The sequence below is a fragment of the Vibrio sp. 14G-20 genome (genome assembly GCF_026241515.1).
In the GTDB taxonomy this organism is placed as follows: Bacteria; Pseudomonadota; Gammaproteobacteria; order Enterobacterales; family Vibrionaceae; genus Vibrio.
The window spans coordinates 212,426-228,325 of sequence record NZ_JAPHPW010000008.1; the positions used below are offsets into that span (position 1 = coordinate 212,426).

At 43.1% G+C, this 15,900-nt stretch carries 17 protein-coding genes; 7 read left to right on the top strand and 10 right to left on the bottom strand.

Annotated elements, in window-relative coordinates; all coding sequences use genetic code 11:
* The first annotated feature begins 229 nt into the window (after positions 1-229).
* Positions 230-1,156 (top strand): hypothetical protein, encoded by a 927-nt coding sequence (locus OQJ75_RS09825; RefSeq protein WP_265972873.1) that lies wholly within the window; start codon positions 230-232, stop codon positions 1,154-1,156.
* A 123-nt stretch (positions 1,157-1,279) separates the two neighbouring features.
* On the opposite strand, the gene OQJ75_RS09830 is transcribed toward OQJ75_RS09825, so the two are convergent.
* Positions 1,280-1,660, bottom strand: a complete 381-nt coding sequence (locus tag OQJ75_RS09830) for a hypothetical protein (RefSeq protein ID WP_102579319.1) — start codon at positions 1,658-1,660, stop codon at positions 1,280-1,282.
* A 495-nt stretch (positions 1,661-2,155) separates the two neighbouring features.
* On the opposite strand from OQJ75_RS09830, the gene OQJ75_RS09835 reads away from it, so the two are divergent.
* Entirely contained in the window at positions 2,156-3,004 is an 849-nt protein-coding gene (locus OQJ75_RS09835; protein ID WP_265972875.1) for a hypothetical protein, read from the top strand.
* Positions 3,005-3,081: 77 nt separating this feature from the next.
* Here the strand turns inward: OQJ75_RS09835 and OQJ75_RS09840 are convergent, their stop codons facing one another.
* A complete protein-coding gene (locus OQJ75_RS09840; RefSeq protein WP_265972876.1) occupies positions 3,082-4,590 on the bottom strand; it encodes a DUF3360 domain-containing protein in 1,509 nt (502 codons plus the stop codon).
* A gap of 566 nt (positions 4,591-5,156) precedes the next feature.
* Here OQJ75_RS09840 and OQJ75_RS09845 point away from each other — a divergent pair.
* The 3 genes from OQJ75_RS09845 to OQJ75_RS09855 all read left to right on the top strand — a co-directional run bounded on the left by OQJ75_RS09845 (position 5,157) and on the right by OQJ75_RS09855 (position 7,327).
* Positions 5,157-5,711 carry a hypothetical protein gene (locus OQJ75_RS09845; RefSeq protein ID WP_265972877.1) on the top strand — a complete coding sequence of 185 codons (555 nt, stop codon included), beginning with the start codon at positions 5,157-5,159 and terminating at the stop codon, positions 5,709-5,711.
* A gap of 374 nt (positions 5,712-6,085) precedes the next feature.
* Entirely contained in the window at positions 6,086-6,958 is an 873-nt protein-coding gene (locus OQJ75_RS09850; RefSeq protein ID WP_265972879.1) for a patatin-like phospholipase family protein, read from the top strand.
* Between the two features lie 27 nt (positions 6,959-6,985).
* Positions 6,986-7,327 carry a hypothetical protein gene (locus tag OQJ75_RS09855; protein ID WP_265972881.1) on the top strand — a complete coding sequence of 114 codons (342 nt, stop codon included), beginning with the start codon at positions 6,986-6,988 and terminating at the stop codon, positions 7,325-7,327.
* Between the two features lie 61 nt (positions 7,328-7,388).
* On the opposite strand, the gene folM is transcribed toward OQJ75_RS09855, so the two are convergent.
* From folM to folK, 4 genes are all read right to left on the bottom strand, one after another.
* Positions 7,389-8,105: a dihydromonapterin reductase gene (gene folM, locus OQJ75_RS09860; protein WP_265972883.1), complete on the bottom strand. Its 717-nt coding sequence runs from the start codon at positions 8,103-8,105 to the stop codon at positions 7,389-7,391.
* Positions 8,102-8,740 carry a GTP cyclohydrolase I FolE gene (folE, locus tag OQJ75_RS09865; RefSeq protein WP_248387730.1) on the bottom strand — a complete coding sequence of 213 codons (639 nt, stop codon included), beginning with the start codon at positions 8,738-8,740 and terminating at the stop codon, positions 8,102-8,104. The genes folM and folE overlap by 4 nt, the downstream gene beginning before the upstream one ends.
* A 10-nt stretch (positions 8,741-8,750) precedes the next feature.
* Positions 8,751-9,128, bottom strand: a complete 378-nt coding sequence (folX, locus tag OQJ75_RS09870; protein ID WP_104210550.1) for a dihydroneopterin triphosphate 2'-epimerase — start codon at positions 9,126-9,128, stop codon at positions 8,751-8,753.
* A 96-nt stretch (positions 9,129-9,224) separates the two neighbouring features.
* On the bottom strand, positions 9,225-9,722 hold the full coding sequence (gene folK / locus OQJ75_RS09875; RefSeq protein ID WP_265972887.1) for a 2-amino-4-hydroxy-6-hydroxymethyldihydropteridine diphosphokinase: 498 nt from the start codon (positions 9,720-9,722) through the stop codon (positions 9,225-9,227).
* A gap of 339 nt (positions 9,723-10,061) precedes the next feature.
* Here folK and OQJ75_RS09880 point away from each other — a divergent pair, with 339 nt between their 5' ends.
* Positions 10,062-10,400 (top strand): cytosolic protein, encoded by a 339-nt coding sequence (locus OQJ75_RS09880; protein WP_248374689.1) that lies wholly within the window; start codon positions 10,062-10,064, stop codon positions 10,398-10,400.
* Between the two features lie 149 nt (positions 10,401-10,549).
* On the opposite strand, the gene OQJ75_RS09885 is transcribed toward OQJ75_RS09880, so the two are convergent.
* From OQJ75_RS09885 to OQJ75_RS09895, 3 genes are all read right to left on the bottom strand, one after another.
* Positions 10,550-11,230 (bottom strand): haloacid dehalogenase type II, encoded by a 681-nt coding sequence (locus OQJ75_RS09885; RefSeq protein ID WP_265972890.1) that lies wholly within the window; start codon positions 11,228-11,230, stop codon positions 10,550-10,552.
* A gap of 246 nt (positions 11,231-11,476) precedes the next feature.
* A complete protein-coding gene (locus OQJ75_RS09890; protein ID WP_265972892.1) occupies positions 11,477-12,280 on the bottom strand; it encodes a MetQ/NlpA family ABC transporter substrate-binding protein in 804 nt (267 codons plus the stop codon).
* A 207-nt stretch (positions 12,281-12,487) separates the two neighbouring features.
* On the bottom strand, positions 12,488-13,396 hold the full coding sequence (locus tag OQJ75_RS09895) for a dienelactone hydrolase family protein (protein ID WP_265972894.1): 909 nt from the start codon (positions 13,394-13,396) through the stop codon (positions 12,488-12,490).
* A gap of 351 nt (positions 13,397-13,747) precedes the next feature.
* Here OQJ75_RS09895 and OQJ75_RS09900 point away from each other — a divergent pair, with 351 nt between their 5' ends.
* Positions 13,748-14,611: a polysaccharide lyase family 7 protein gene (locus OQJ75_RS09900; protein ID WP_265972896.1), complete on the top strand. Its 864-nt coding sequence runs from the start codon at positions 13,748-13,750 to the stop codon at positions 14,609-14,611.
* Positions 14,612-14,728: 117 nt separating this feature from the next.
* On the opposite strand, the gene OQJ75_RS09905 is transcribed toward OQJ75_RS09900, so the two are convergent.
* Positions 14,729-15,637: a dienelactone hydrolase family protein gene (locus OQJ75_RS09905; RefSeq protein WP_265972898.1), complete on the bottom strand. Its 909-nt coding sequence runs from the start codon at positions 15,635-15,637 to the stop codon at positions 14,729-14,731.
* Positions 15,638-15,900 lie beyond the last annotated feature (263 nt).

Consider the following 15,900-nt stretch of genomic DNA (forward strand, 5'->3'; position numbering starts at 1 on the left):
CTTTTTGTTCGTTGGAGATTTTGCTAGATACATTCATTTCAATTTGCGAGTCATACCCGCGTCTTTCACTCGTTTATGGTCCTTAAACGACAGCCTCATAGTTATATAAATGCTCTATCAACCACCCCTAGATATGTAATCAGCACCACTGTTATTAGCAAGGGCTGACCGAATCTAGGGGTGCTTTCTACTGATAATCACTTTAACTATGTGTTTAGGACGTCCTGTTATGGCTAAGAAAACAATATTCATTCATGGTCGCGCTCAAAAGCCCGATAAAGCTCCCCTTCAAGCACTCTGGTACGAGGCTATAGAACATGGCTTGCAGCGAGATTGTGGATACTCAAGTTCATTACAAGCTTTTAAAGATGTCGATAAACGGTTTGTCTATTACGGTGAACTATCGAACACATTGTTAGAGAAACCAACGGAAGACCCTGCAAGTCGACAACAAGCGCTGTCTGAACTCAAAAAGTACAAGACAAGCCAGTTCAATAAAACAACGTATAACAAGGTATCTAAAATTGGTTTTCTAAAAGAGGCGCTAGCAGATACCTTTTCATCGCTATTTGGCAAGCTGAGTATGGCTGAGACACTCATAACGAAGGTCGCGCCGGACATGGCGCATTATTGGTATGAAGATACCTATTTTGGCAGCGATGTCAGGCATAGGCTAATGGTTGAACTGAAGGAAGCGCTTGATAATCAGGATGATGTGATGATTGTATCGCACAGTCTTGGGTCGATGATCAGTTATGACGTGTTATGGAAGTTGTCTCATTACGGAGAGTATAGACACGACTATGGAGCAGATAAGAAGGTCAACTTATTGCTAACGCTCGGGTCACCGTTAGGAGATGAAAACGTAAAAGACAGGCTAAAAGGGAGCCGTTTAAAAGATGAGAAGAAGTATCCTTTAAACATTCAGCAATGGATAAACATATCGGCAGAAGATGATTTTATTTCTCATGACAGCAAAATTAGAAATGACTTTAAAGATATGCTCAAACTTGGTCTGATACCCGGCGGAATGAAAGATATCAACCCAGTCTATAACCTTAATATTCGCAACGGAAAAAGCAATCCGCATGCTTCCATCGGTTATCTGATTAATCCTAAATTCATCAAAGTACTGGATGAATGGCTCTCTAGTTGATGTGGTTTACCATCGTAAATCGCTTCGCTGCTCGTTCGTTGGAACGCAGATAAAACTAAGGCCTCGCGCGTGCGAGGCCTTTTGTGTTTGCGCTGACGAGGCAACTGACTTGGACAATATTAACTACTCTGTGTAGATCGCTATTCCATTAACTGTCTGTTCTGAAACAGGGATTAAGTACTGGTAGTCTGTGCCGACACCTCCCAATACTACAGAGTTGTTGCTTCCTGTCGCTTGAAGTAAGACCCCATTAGCTCCTAATTTAGCCGCCTGATTTTTTAACTCTTCGATTGCATAGTCGATGGAGCCTTGTTTAGTCATACCTGCATCACTAGATGCATCAACCAAAGCTATTTTTTCATAGTTCTCAGGCGCTTCGAGATAAAGTGTTACTTCTAGAGGTGTAATTGGGTCTCTGGCTTCACCAACTAATATTGCTGAACCAGATGCACAGCCAACTAAAAATAGCGTGATAGAAAGAGCTAAGGTTTTAAAGATATTCATTGGTATTAGGTCTGTTTCTGGAATTAGGAGCGGAGTATAGCGAAATAAGACCACCCGTTAATTATGGGTATTGTAACAAGTTACGTTATTGCTTGTGAATCAGATGTATATGAGACTTGACCGACAATCCCCTCCTAGCCTCCCCTTGGTTTACATCTCCAATCTCTTGTTGGTAACGAAAAAGGGGAGGAACTGAATACCGATCGTGACAAGTGCAGCTATATGTTCAGCGCCAAAGAATGTTCTCCCCTCGGTCGTATATCTGAAGAGATCGTTTAACTGCATTTGAGGGGGGTGTTGTATGCTTCACACAAACCAAGCACCTAACATACGAAATATTTATATCTTCATAATTAAATATACAACAGGTGTCACACTTGTATGTAAATGACTAATCTAACCTGTAATGACCTCTTTACTGATAAAAATAACTTTAACAGCACCTTTCATCATGTGGGGAGGCTTTAAACTCAACGTCAGATAAAGAGATTTCTTATGTATAAGTATCTAACACTAGTCGTTTTATTACTCGCTGGATGTGTGTCTACAAACGAAGTTGCAGACAAATCTTGGTGCCAACCTTACAACGACCAACTTACTGAAGTTTTTAGCAACGAACTTACGTTAGGCGCGAGAGCCCTAGATACCGTTATCGGGTGTGCTCCAAGGCCTTTACCTAAATTTGTACAAGGAGACGTGCTAACTAACTCAACACTTATGTCCGATTTTCAAGTGAAACAAGTCACTGATATTAAAGAAGTGTACGCAAACACCAAACCTAATGCGGACGATATCATCAACTTTGTTATTTCACCGCAAGCGAAACAATTAGCATTGAGCAGGGCATTGCGCCTCAATGAGCTTTCATACTCAATTATTGCGCAATCGCAGAAAGACAAATCTGAACTAATAAAAAACAATACCTTTGAATTACTTAATGAATTTACGCAAGGTAATATTGATAAGCTCAACAAGGCCATAAAAGAAACCAGTTACGATAGGTATCAGAAACAGGTGCATCGTATTCAGCGTGATTACTATGACATCTTGTATCAAATTACTCTCGGTGGGGCTGATAAGGATGGACGACAGTCAATAGCATACGACCCGAAAGATATCGCAAAGCTACTCACTAAGACTGTTAAGATCTATGCTGATCAGCAAGCTATTAGGTCAAACTTTTTGTTGATGCGCGATCAGTATTTCGCGACTATCAACAGTAATTCAATTCCATCTTTTGAGCAGATGTGGGTGAACCAGATAAGAGACATCAAAGAACAATGTAAGTTAACTGCAAAAGGGCTTGGTCTAGATAAAACCAAGTGCGATGTTATGCAGAAGTAAATATATCTCTAATGAACTAAGGCCTCGCGAGTGCGAGGCCTTTTTGTGTTCCGACTAAAACTAAATATTAATCGAGCCTAACGAAAACTTGGGATAATCGCCGGAATCCCCGGTAGAAGGCCAACCAACGCCATTACGCCACTTAGCACAATAAACATAATGCCAGGCAACACCCAACGGCTCATTTTACTCAGTTCACTACTACGTTCTTTACAACCGACTAAGCCTAAGTTATCCAACAGCATAGTAAGAGCCCAACCAAAGGCAGGGTTAACGAGCGCTGAAGAAAATACAACAATCGCTGCCGATTGGGTGGTTTTCCCTTCACGCGTCATTTCCATTCCAGCTTCTAGCAATGGCACAAATACTCCAACAATCAGCGCAACACAAAGCACAGGTTGCCAGATAGCTAAATCCATCGGGTAGCCCCAAACTGCGGCGATGATACAGAACAGAGCCGTGAGCAACGCGCCAGCAGGAATAGGGCGTTTAGCAATCGCCGCTGGTACGATATAAGTACCCCATGAAGACGTAAAGTTAGTACCGCCAAGTAGAGAACCGAACGTTTGACGAATTGAAGCCGTGGTCATGGTGTCGTCGATGTTCATATGTACTTTTTCGGTACGTTCTGGATAGCTGATCTTTTGGAATACTTGATGGCCTAAGAAATCTGGTGACCACATCGCTACGGCTAGAATCGCAAATGGCAATACCACCATGAAGTGTTCAATCGTCGGTAGGCCAAGCATCCAACCAGTATCTTCGCCCCACCAATACATAGGGTTCATGTTAGGCAAGCCAGGCTCAGTGTGGAAAGCAAATGGCGCACCCATGGCAAATGCAATCGTACCACCCAGTAAGCAACTAAGAGGCACCGCTAACCAACGTTTACGGAAATGTTCTAATAACGCGTACAAGATAATGGTGCAAAAGATCACCACAAAAGCGATGTGGCTCATGCCGATTCCTTCAGCCCAAGCGAACAGTTTCTTAACTTGAGAGGCGGTTCCAACAAAGCCAAGGTAGAGCAACAAGCCGCCACACACGCCTTTACTGGTCAGGTTTGCCAACATGCTGCCACCTTTACTGATGGCTAAGATGAGGCCAAAAGCGCCAATCAGCAACCCAAAGGCCATAGGGTGTCCGCCTGCTGCAACCACAATTGGAATTAAAGGGATGAGTGGGCCGTGTGTACCTGCGAGGTTCGCGGTCGGCAATAAAAAGCCAGAGAAGAGAATGATGAAAACAGAGGCGATGAGGAGTTCATAACGAACGTTTTCTAGAATGAAGTCTTCATTTAATCCGAGAGCCCCAGCAAAGGTGGCTGCAATCGCGCCCACCATAACCACTTTACCAATGGTCGCCGCCATCGCTGGGATGGTGTCTTCTATCTCAAATCGATAATCTTTAAACGGCAAATTTGGACGCCAGCGCTTAGGCGACATGATTTGCAATTCGTGTTCTAGATACTGTTCTCGGGAATCAAATTCCGATCTTGGTTTATGTTGTTGTTCATAGGTGAGTTCATCCTCATTGGCTTGAGGCTTCTCTGTTTGTATATGTGCGGACTCTAAAGTAGTGCTCATTTTGATTCCTTTCGTTCACACTCTAAGGCGTGTTATTCCAACAAACGTTATTGACTCACGCAGAAGCGCAAACAATGCGTCAACTTATCATTAAAAATTCATTAACATTTAGTTGTTAGTACCTTATACCAAACCAAAAAAAACAAATAGTCTCAGTCGGTTAGACATTAGTCGTAGAGCCAGCCGACGAGTATTAGACTCAGTAGATAGTATGTGTCTGTTTATTTGTAGGCGATGAGCTTTATTGGTAATAAATGAATATCTAACAAGAAATGCTTGGTGCTCAAGCGCCGGATAACGTCAATCGACGAGTGCTTTCTGGCGTTTGAAAGGTGTTTTGATGGTTGAAACTACCTTCAACGTTGTTCAGGCGTCTGAGCTCAAGGTATACGCTCGAAGATAATTTTTACTACCCCAAAATGAAGATGTTCACCAGCTGCTTTAGGCCCTTTCAAGCTGAACCTTAAATCCTTCTGGAAGTAACGTTTCCGATTTAAACTTATTGATAATAGTTCTCATTACGTTATGTTGTGGTCTCAAACACACTCATTGTTTCGGAGACCAACATGGAACACTCGGATATTACTCAACTGCTTATTCCAAAGAGTGATTGGGCATCGCCTGATCTCTTTCTCTATGAAGGCGAAGACAAACTTCGACTCAGCTTAGAGGGAGCAATTCAATACAGTGGGTTGAACAGCATTGGCGGCGTGGTTCTCGGCTTTAGAATTATCCAGTACGCCGTTAAATTAGCGGCGGGTGATCAGTCTTTGCAACGTGATGGCATTAGTATTTATACCGCTTTCCCTGGGCGTGGCGCTCAAGATGTCTTTGAATACACATGCCGTGCATTACGTGATAAACGCTATTGCTGTGATAGCACATTACACCATCCAGGCGCGCAAACTGGGCAGCGTGGTCAGTTCCTATTTACGATTCGCTTGAACGAACAATCGATGGTGATGACGCCAGCAAACGGGCTACCAAGACAAAGCTATTTTGAAGCCGACCGACATTCGCAAGACAGCAGAGAAGCGGCATTGAAATGGCGAGATGAGAAAATCAACTTCGCCAATACACTTCTGAGCTTATCGCCAGAAGAGTGCTTACGTGTGCTATAGCTCTCGAGTCTGGAACTAATAGAACGAACACAGAAAGGTCGCTCGCTTACAAGTGAGCGACTTTTTTTAAATCAAGCGTTCGTGGAAACCAGATTCCTAGTCGCGCTTAGGCTTGCTGGAATGACGCGCTTTTGTTTTTTGAGCTTAGAGCTTAGAGCTTAGAGCTTAGAGCTTCGGTTTTTTGGTATTGGGAGGAGGTAGCCTAGAGTATTTATATCTTTCACCCATGATATTAGACCGTCTCAATTTCATTTGCTGAAATACTCAGATGTACATATGGGACAGTTTTCAAAGCATTACGCTGCTTACGGTGACACGAAGTGATATGATTTTGCTGAAGAACTAAAGAACTAACGATTTAAAGGATGAGTACGATGGCAAAAACGATCTCATTGGTACTGGGTAGTGGTGGCGCAAGAGGTTTGGTTCATGTTGGAATCATCCGTTGGCTGATTGAGCATGGCTATCAGATAAAATCTATTTCTGGGTGTTCAATTGGTGCACTTATCGGTGGTGTTTATGCTGCGGGTAAGTTGGATGAATTTGAAGAGTGGGTGACCAGTATCGACCAATCGGATATGGCGATGATGTTGGACTTTTCATGGCAATCGAGTGGCATCTTCAAAGGCGATAAAATCATCGACACACTGCGCGGGTTGATCGGCGAGATTTCAATTGAGGATTTGCCTATCCCATATACCGTAGTTGCCGCCAACGTCGCCGATGAAAAGGAGGTTTGGCTGCAATCAGGCTCTCTGTTCGATGCCATTCGCGCTTCTATCTCTTTGCCATTGTTCTTTACGCCTCATGTGATTAATGGGGAAGCGCTGATTGATGGCGGGGTACTCAATCCCGTGCCGATTGCGCCTACCTTTGGTGACAAGACAGACTTTACTCTAGCTGTGAACTTAGGGGGTGAACCTGAAATACTTCAACAGGAAGTGATACCGGTTTCTCTACCAACGAAAGAGAGTAACCTGCATGAGAAGGTGGTGCATTTTATCGATAATCTCGGTAGCAGTGTAAAAAGTAAAATGAGCTTTAATTTTGCGGCCTACGACATTGCCAACCAAGCGTTTGATGCAATGCAATCGACTATTGCTCGCCAAAAACTGGCCGCATATCCTGCCGATATTACGCTTGAGCTTCCACGCAATGCTTGTGGCACCTTAGAATTTGATCGCTCACAAGAGATGATAGACAGAGGCTACCATTTGGCACAGGCTAAACTGGGTAACCGACTTTAATGTATTTGCTGCTGAATGAGAGTAATTATGGAAACTGAACTAAAAGATCTGGTAACAAGTAAAGATGTCATCGTACTCACCAGCTCAGAAGTGGCTGCCGTGTCTTGGCTGATAAATGGTTATCAAGAGAACGCCGATATCCAGATTATCGAGAACGCACACAAGTTAGATACAGAAGCTATTTTGGCGCAATGCCGAAGTAGCCTAAGTGAAAGTAAAAAGGTCATACTTACTGCGCAGTTTCGCAGCCAGCTCCCTATCATCAACATCGCCTCACTGTGTAATGAGAAGCGCAAATCATTGATCAATATTGAGTTGCTAGGATGGGATGAAGAAAAACGCCTTCCTCATTCTTATAGTAGTTTCTAGGTCATAAGAGTTTCTAGCTCATAGCGGTTTCTATGTTGAGTAAGCCCACGATACATGGGCTTCACTTCAAATGTCTGCCGCCATCAAGGTGCAAGGTTCTTCCTGTCATGTAGTGACTGGCTAATACAAACTTGATGCCATCTATTATTTCCTCAAAGCCCGCTTCTGCGGGGATCAAAGCTTTTTGTAGCGCTTTGGTTTTGTATGCCTCGTCGTCATGATCATTAAACTTAATCATAGCTGGAGAGAGGGTATTTACTTTCACCTTGGGAGCCAACATTGCTGAGAACGACAATGTCAGGTTGTTGAGCGCAGCCTTACTGGCGGCGTAAGCGATGTGTTTTTTACTGCCTTTTTCTGCAACGTAATCACTGATGTGAATGATGTCTGAGGTTTTATCGCCAGACATCAGTTGGTCTTTTAGCGTTAAATTAACCAGATATGGTACGGTAGCGTGAATCGTCATCATCTGGTGCATGATGTGTGAGGCATTTTCGCTTGGATTATTCTTGTTCTCAGGTTTCCAGTCGGAAGCGTTGTGTATGACGGCTCTGAGTATCTTATATTCTTGACCAACATAATGAAGAAAGTCGTCTAGGCTGCTTTGTTGATAAAAGTCGACTTGCTGCAAATCGGCTCCACTGTCGCGCAACAGTTGCAGTTGAGGATAGTCGCTGCGGTAGGTGCCAACCACGTTGTATCCATCCGCTAAAAGTTGCTGCGCCAGTGCGAAGCCAAGTCGCTTTCCCACGCCGGTTATTAGTATCGTTTCGCTCATCGTAAAAACTCAGCTCTAGTTTGAGGGTTAGTTTTAAAAATACCACCAAGCGCGGTTGTTGAGGTTTCAGAGTTTGCATCCATGACGCCTCTGGATTTAACGCAATAGTGAGTTGCTTTAATCGTCACGGCTACGTTTTCTGTTTCAACGAGAGTCTGTATCGCAACCAAGATTTGCTGGGTAAGGCGTTCTTGTACCTGAGGGCGCTGAGCAAAGAATCGAACAATACGGTTTATTTTAGACAGACCAAGAATCTTGTTTTCAGGGATGTAGGCGACTTCCGCTAAACCATCGATGGTGATGAAGTGATGTTCGCACGTCGATGTTAAGTTGATGTCCGATACCTTGACCATTTCATCGACTGACATTTTGTTGTCTATAACACTGATTTTTGGGAAGTTATCGTAATCGAGCCCTGAAAAAATCTCATGTACGTACATCTTTGCAATGCGATGAGGTGTTTCAGCAAGGCTGTCATCAGTTAAATCCAATCCAAGCGTACTGACCACTTCCGTTAACAGACCTTTGATGCGGTTGTACTTTTGATCAGGGTTCATTTCGCTCGCTATCATTGGGGTTTCAAGTCCTTTTGCGAGCAAAGCTTCTCTTACTTTTTCGGCTTCTGTATTCAGCATGACTCTCTCCTTAAGAATTATTGTCGCTGTCTGCTTCATAGCTCAGGGTGAGCGAGACAGAGTCGGCAAAACGTAGCGCATGAGGCTTGTCGATTCTCACTTGAGCGTATCGCACCCACGGATGATCGATACAGATGCCGAGTACATCGCTGGTCAATTTTTCTAAAAGCAGAAACCTTCCAGATTCAACGTGTTGAATGATCTTCTTGCAGATGTTTTTGTAGTTGAGTGCGTTGTCTACATCATCAGAAAGGCAAAGATTGTTAGCGGGATAGTGGATTTCTGCATTGATGACGATGTCTTGCTGCTTAGACTTTTCTTCTTCGTTGAAGCCTATGAAGGTTCTGAGTCTCAGGTTTGTGATGGTGATGATGGCGTTGTGATTCATAACAGTGTCCATTCCTTAGAAAGTGAAGTCAGTTACGTACTTGTTTTAAGAAAAGATCAGTAAAGTTCAGGCGTTCGTCCCGCATTAATGTGAAGGCTAAATAAAATTAAGCTCGAACGGGATGGGTTCGGTTTTCTGGCTCAACTGGTCGAAGCTTTCCCATAGGTGCTGATATGAGATGTCTAGAGTTGGGTGACGTTCTTGTGCGGCAATATCAACTAATGGCCTGAGTACAAAGGCGTATTCGGTGATTTCGCCTCTAGGTAGCTCTACGCCATCGATAATGCCTACTTGATTACCATAAAGAAGGATGTCGATATCCATCGTGCGAGAAGCGTAGGCTTTGGTTTGGCGCTTGCGATCGTTCTCTGATTCGATTTGATGTAGAACCTTAACCAGCTCTGCAACAGTTAGGCCACATTCAAACCCAACGACTAGGTTAAGGAAGTTATCCCCTTCAAACCCAACAGGCTCGCAATCGTAGAAATTAGAAATGTGTAGGGGTGCAAAGCGGTCATTCAATGCTTTGAGAGATTCTGTGACGTGGTGTTCGCGGTTAATGTTGCTCCCGATGCTGACATAGACGCTGGCCATACTATTTCCTTTTTTGTTTAAGGAACCTATACGTCTAACTCAAGATGAAGATCAGCTATGCATCCGATTAAAGGCAACAAGGTAAAAGAAAATCCGGCTTTGCCGCAAATCTTGCCCGTTTTTGAGTTCGGATAAGAATGCTTTGGATCTAGAAAGTACTACGAGTAAAAACTCTGCCGATGAAGGTTGAGGGCAACAACGTGTTTAAACTCGATCGGGTGAATGCCCGAAATATCTCAGGATTACAGTATTGGGTAATTCAATTTCTACAACGTTCCATCTTTGATAGTGATAGAATCCCCGCATCAGAATTATCGAGAATCTAGGTATTTATAAACAATGTTTATCCATCACGTTAACGGCATCGACTGGCTGGTGATTACAGCTTTTGAAGAACTAAAACCGATGTTTATCGAAGATGCTGGTCCAATTCCATCTTACTTCTCGACCGCCAGTGAATTGAGCCTGATCGACCAAGCCAAGCGCAGCTATGGTTTTTTGCCGACACTCCGCGGTGTGGTCACAGACACCGGCACATATCAAAGTAAAGATCTTGAAGAAGATTTGAACCCACAGCTTGCGTGTATCGTTGAAGGGCGTGGCCGAGTGTTTATCTACCACGGCGACTACGTGGCTTTCGTGGATGACGAGCAAACCTTCATTACTCGAATGAATTAAACATTATTCAGTGGATTTAGAGCGGTTAATTGATTAATTAGCTAATGGGTTAATTAGTTATGGATAAGCTGCTTTGTAGATAAAACAAGGCCTCGCGTGTGCGAGGCCTTTTTGTTTGTATCGAGTCAGGAGAAAAGTCTCTTGAGGTGTTACTTTTCTAAATTGTGCTTAATGATTTTTTCCACCACACCATCCATCGTTCTGCAGCTAATCTCGGGCTTCAAATACAGAGAATGATATTCAATTCCAGTGCGGTCTATATAGGCTGCTTGTAAGCCAGCAGACAATGCACCATGAGTGTCCCAATCGTGAGTAGCCACAAGGCGAAGGTTTTCAACAGGCTCTTTTAAAGTGTCTGCTGCAAATTGATACACCTCTGAGTTTGGTTTGAAACTGGCTGTTTCTTCGACGGAAATGATAGTGTCGAAATAATCTTCTAAGCCCGAGTTCTTGATTTGAGAAGTGATTAGGTCGAGGGATGAGTTAGAAAAAGCGACGGTTTTAAAACCGTTGTTACGCAATTTAAGCAAAGACTCTTTGATATCAGTGTGCGGTGGTAGAGTGGCAAAAGAAGTTAACAAGGCATCTTTGCTTTCTGCTGTTAAATTACACTTGTACCGTTGTGCAATAGCGTCGAGCGCTGCATTGGCTAATTCAGAAAAAGTAGACTTTACGTTTGTTGCGATGCAAACCGTTGAAGAATGCAAAAGCTTTGAGAACCAAAGCGATAGTGCATCCTCACTGCCAAATGCTGCTTTAAATTTAGGCTGTAATGACTCCAAATTTAAAACTGTTTCGTTTATATCAAACAGTATCACTTCTTTTTTCATGCGAAGAACCCAGATTTAATTGAATTTCATACTTACATAATCCGCTGCGATGACCCGGTTTTCAACCTGGATTTAAGTAACTTAAGCTTTGCTCTCTAATTAGAAAAGAGGGTTGGAATGAGTCATCGATGAACATGTCACTCAAATCTGGCGTTGCTTACTGAGTTGCAGGCAACGCCAAATCTGAAATGATTTATTTAGCTTATTTAGCTTATTTAGCTTATTTAGCTTATTAGCTTATTTAGCTTAATTTGCGGCTTCTATGGTGCCTTTGAAAGTGCTGTCTAAAAAGTCATTGATCTCTTGTGAGTGGTAAATTGAGATGATCTTTTTATACGTTTCATTGTTTTTGTCTTCTTCTCGCGCTGCCACAACCATCACAGCTAAAGGTGCGTCTTTTTTCTCTAAGTAAATGCCTTGTTTCTTAGGATCGAGTCCAGCCGACATGACATAGTTCATGGTGATTGCTGCTGCATCTACATCGTCAAGAGAGCGGGGTAGCTGAGCGGCATCCACTTCAACAAATCGAATGTTCTTCGGGTTATCAACAATATCGTTTAATGAAGCGTTGAAACCAGCGTTGTCTTTTAATGAAATCAGCCCTGCATCTTCAAGTAGCAATAGTCCACGACCGCCATTCGTTGGGTCGTTTGGAATCGCGATTCGTGCGTTATCTGGGATAGAGTCAAGCGAAGTGTACTTGTTCGAGTAAATGCCCATACGCATCAAAATTGAGCGTCCGATAGAAACTAACTGGCTATCGTGATTGGCATTAAAGTTATCGAGAAATGGCTGATGCTGGTAACTGTTCAGTTGGATACTTCCATCGTCCAGTGCTGCGTTAGGGGTGATGTAATCTGAGAATTCAACGAGTTCAATGTTAATCCCTTGCTTTGCTGCTTCTTTAGCGACTGCCTGTACAACTTGTGCATGTGGGCCAACAGTCGCCCCAATCTTGATAACAGCCTCGTCTTTTTTTCCACATCCTGTCACGCCGAATACGAATGCTAATGCCAATAGGGATGCGGTGATTTTTTTGTAGCGGTTCATAATAACTCCATTTAATTAACCAAAAGACGTTTAGGTGTCTGGATGTCTATATTATCTATTTATAAAGTTGGGTCAATAGGTTTGTTAGAAACAAGGTTAGATAGAGAAAACAAAGGCCTCGCATATACGAGGCCTTTTGGTTTTGTTGAGTAAGGAATAGGGCAGTCACTCGGAATTTAAAGAAAACGAGTTAGGTTAAGCTGCCTATTAAGAAAGCTTTTGATTAAAAAACTCAAGTGTACGTTTCCAAGCTAACTCTGCTTCTTCTTCAGCATAGCGACCTGTTGAATCGTTATGGAAGCCATGGTTCACGCCGTCATAGATGTAAGCTGTGTAGTCTGCTTCGTTCTCTTTGAGTTCGGCTTCATACTCTGGCCAAGTCGCGTTCACACGTTTATCGATTCCAGCGAATTGGACCAGTAATGGCCCTTTAACATTCTTTCTTAAATCAGGGGCGGCAGGAGTACCATAAAAGGGAACGCCCGCATCCAGTTGCTCTGGCATTACTGCCGCCAACATATTCACGATATAGCCACCGAAGCAAAATCCTACAGCGCCTAGTTTTCCGTTACTTTTTTCATGAGACTTCAAGAAGTTTGCAGCGGCGATAAAGTCTTCTTCGATTTTCTCTTTGGATAATGATTTTTGCATTGCTCGACCTTCATCATCATTACCTGGGTACCCGCCAAGCGAATAGAGTGCATCAGGTGCAAATGCGATAAACCCCGCGGCCGCGAGTCGTCTCGCCACATCCTTTACGTATGGGTTTAAGCCTCTATTTTCATGTATGACCAAGACAACAGGTGCATTACCCTCTAGCTCTTTTGGTACCACCAAGTAGCCATAGCCTTCTCCGTGTCCCTTAGGCGAAGGAAACTTCTCGTAGGTTGCTTTGATGGAAGGATCGTTGAAAGAGACTTGCTCTGCCTGCGCATAATTAGGAATCAGTGCAGACGTTAATGTTGTCATGGTTAAGCCGAGTACAGCCAACCCGGATAGACGAGCCATAAACTCTCTGCGATCAATCAGGCCGTGCGCATATTCGTCGTACCAATCAAATGCTTCTTGGGGGATAGATCGAGTTGGATCTGATTGAGATTCGGTATTTTGATTCATAACGTTTCCTTGTCGTGAGTTGTTGGACTAATCAACAGTTGTTGGATTAGTCAACTATAGTGGAAACTACACCATAGCTGAACGATCGCTCAATAATTTTAGAGATGTTTGTGATATCAAAGTACAATAACTTGATGGCAGTCAGATAAAACACGCCCTAGACCTTCCTACTGTGATTTATCTCACGACCTCGATATTTTGCTCTAAATTTAAGTAATACAATAGTACTTGATCACGGTAAGTCAGTGATTCTGTGGATACAATGCTAAGCATAGAAATTCACAATAATGTACCTCTTTCTGGTGGCAAGTTCTGCAACAGATAGAGCCGATTACTAGGATAATGAATAACATGAAAAACACACTCAAAACTTGTTTCTTGGCAGTTGCGGTATCAGTAGCATTCGGTGCAAATGCAGCAGAGAAGGCTGCTCCTGCAGACTACGTACAATTTCAAGATGTACTGAAAGTCTCTAAACTTCAGGCGTCTGATCCAACAGGAAAGTCGGGTAACAAATCTGAGTATGGGCTAAACGGTGAGTTTGATGGTTTGGTTTTAGATAGCTTTTACGTAGACAAAGCATCGGAAGCGCTTGTGTTTAAGATGCCTGGCTACAAAAATCGCAGCGAAGTACGTATCTACAAGAACTTTAATGTTGGTGAGGCTGACAAGTACTATCATTTGGGTGCTGAAATTCAACCAATCAACCCAAGAGCGTCAGTAGCGAACACGGACAAAGCGAAAAATGATGCGATCACATACCTTCAAGTTCATAACGCGGGTAGTGTTTCTGCTGACTTCCCAGACGGTGTATCTGGAGAAGGATACATTCCACACCCACTAGTGCGCGTAGTTTACGAAGCTGAACGTAGTGGCAAGAACGATTGGTACTGGGCTGTTATTAAGAACAATGCCGTAAACTGTGGCTCTAAGAGCGGTAATAAGGGTACAGAAGCATGTAAAAATGCTTATTTGAAGCTACCAATTGCACCAATCGCAGCAGAAGGTACAGACAAGTTTGATATCTATGTTGGTGGCAACAAACTGATCATTAATCACAACGACAAGACGGCAATTAACCACGACATCACTTACTGGAATGAAAAGAAAAGCTATTTCAAAGCCGGTGTTTATAACCAGTTTAAAAATGGAGAAAGTGAAGCTCATTTCTACAAGTTAACGTACTCTGTAGAAAGCCAGCCAGTAATCCATTAATCATTTGATTGGATCAATACAAGACCTCGTATGTGCGAGGTCTTGTTGTTTCTAAGCAGGCTTAATTAGCTCACTGATAATTGAACATTGAACAGAAACAAGTTTTCTAATAACCAACTAAGAGAGTTTATTATTAAAGAACTCAAGTGTACGTTTCCAAGCTAACTCTGCTTCTTCTTCAGCATAGCGGCCAGTTGAATCGTTATGGAAGCCATGGTTCACGCCGTCATAGATGTAAGCTGTGTAGTCTGCTTCGTTCTCTTTGAGTTCGGCTTCATAGTCTGGCCAAGTCGCGTTCACACGTTTATCGATTCCAGCGAATTGGACCAGTAATGGCCCTTTAACATTCTTTCTTAAATCAGGTGCGGCAGGAGTGCCATAAAATGGAACGCCCGCATCCAGCTGCTCTGGCATTACCGCCGCCAACATATTCACGATATAGCCACCGAAGCAAAATCCTACAGCGCCAAGCTTGCCGTTACTTTTGTCATGAGACTTCAAGAAGTTTGCAGCGGCGATAAAGTCTTCTTCGATTTTCTCTCTGGATAATGATTTTTGCATTGCTCGACCTTCATCATCATTACCTGGATACCCGCCAAGCGAATAGAGTGCATCAGGTGCAAACGCGATAAACCCAGCGGCCGCGAGTCGTCTTGCCACATCCTTTACGTATGGATTTAAGCCTCTATTTTCATGAATGACCAAGACAACAGGCGCATTGCCCTCTAGCTCTTTTGGTACCACCAAGTAGCCATAGCCTTCTCCGTGTCCTTTAGGCGAAGGAAACTTCTCGTAGGTTGCTTTGATGGAAGGATCATTGAAAGAGACTTGCTCTGCCTTGGCATAATTAGGAATCAATGCAGAAGTTAATGTTGTCATGGTTAAACCAAGTACAGCCAACCCGGATAGGCGAGCCATAAATTCTCTGCGATCAATCAGACCGTGTGCATATTCGTCGTACCAATCAAATGCTTCTTGGGGGATAGATCGAGTTGGATCTGATTGAGATTCGGTACTTTTATTCATAACTTTTCCTTGTTGTGAGTTGTTTGACCAATCAACTATAGTGGAAATTTCAACATATTTGAACGATCGCTCAATATCTTTTTGGCTATTTGTTATATCAAAGTACAAAAATTAGATGACAGTCAGATAAAACGGTTGGCGTAGGTCAGCGCTTGGGTCTCATAGCACCGAAGTAACAGCTCCCATTCACCTCACGGGCAACTTGGTCTGTAGTGGTCAACTAAAATTGGCCACGGTTTTAGAGTTTTCCCAATATAATCGTT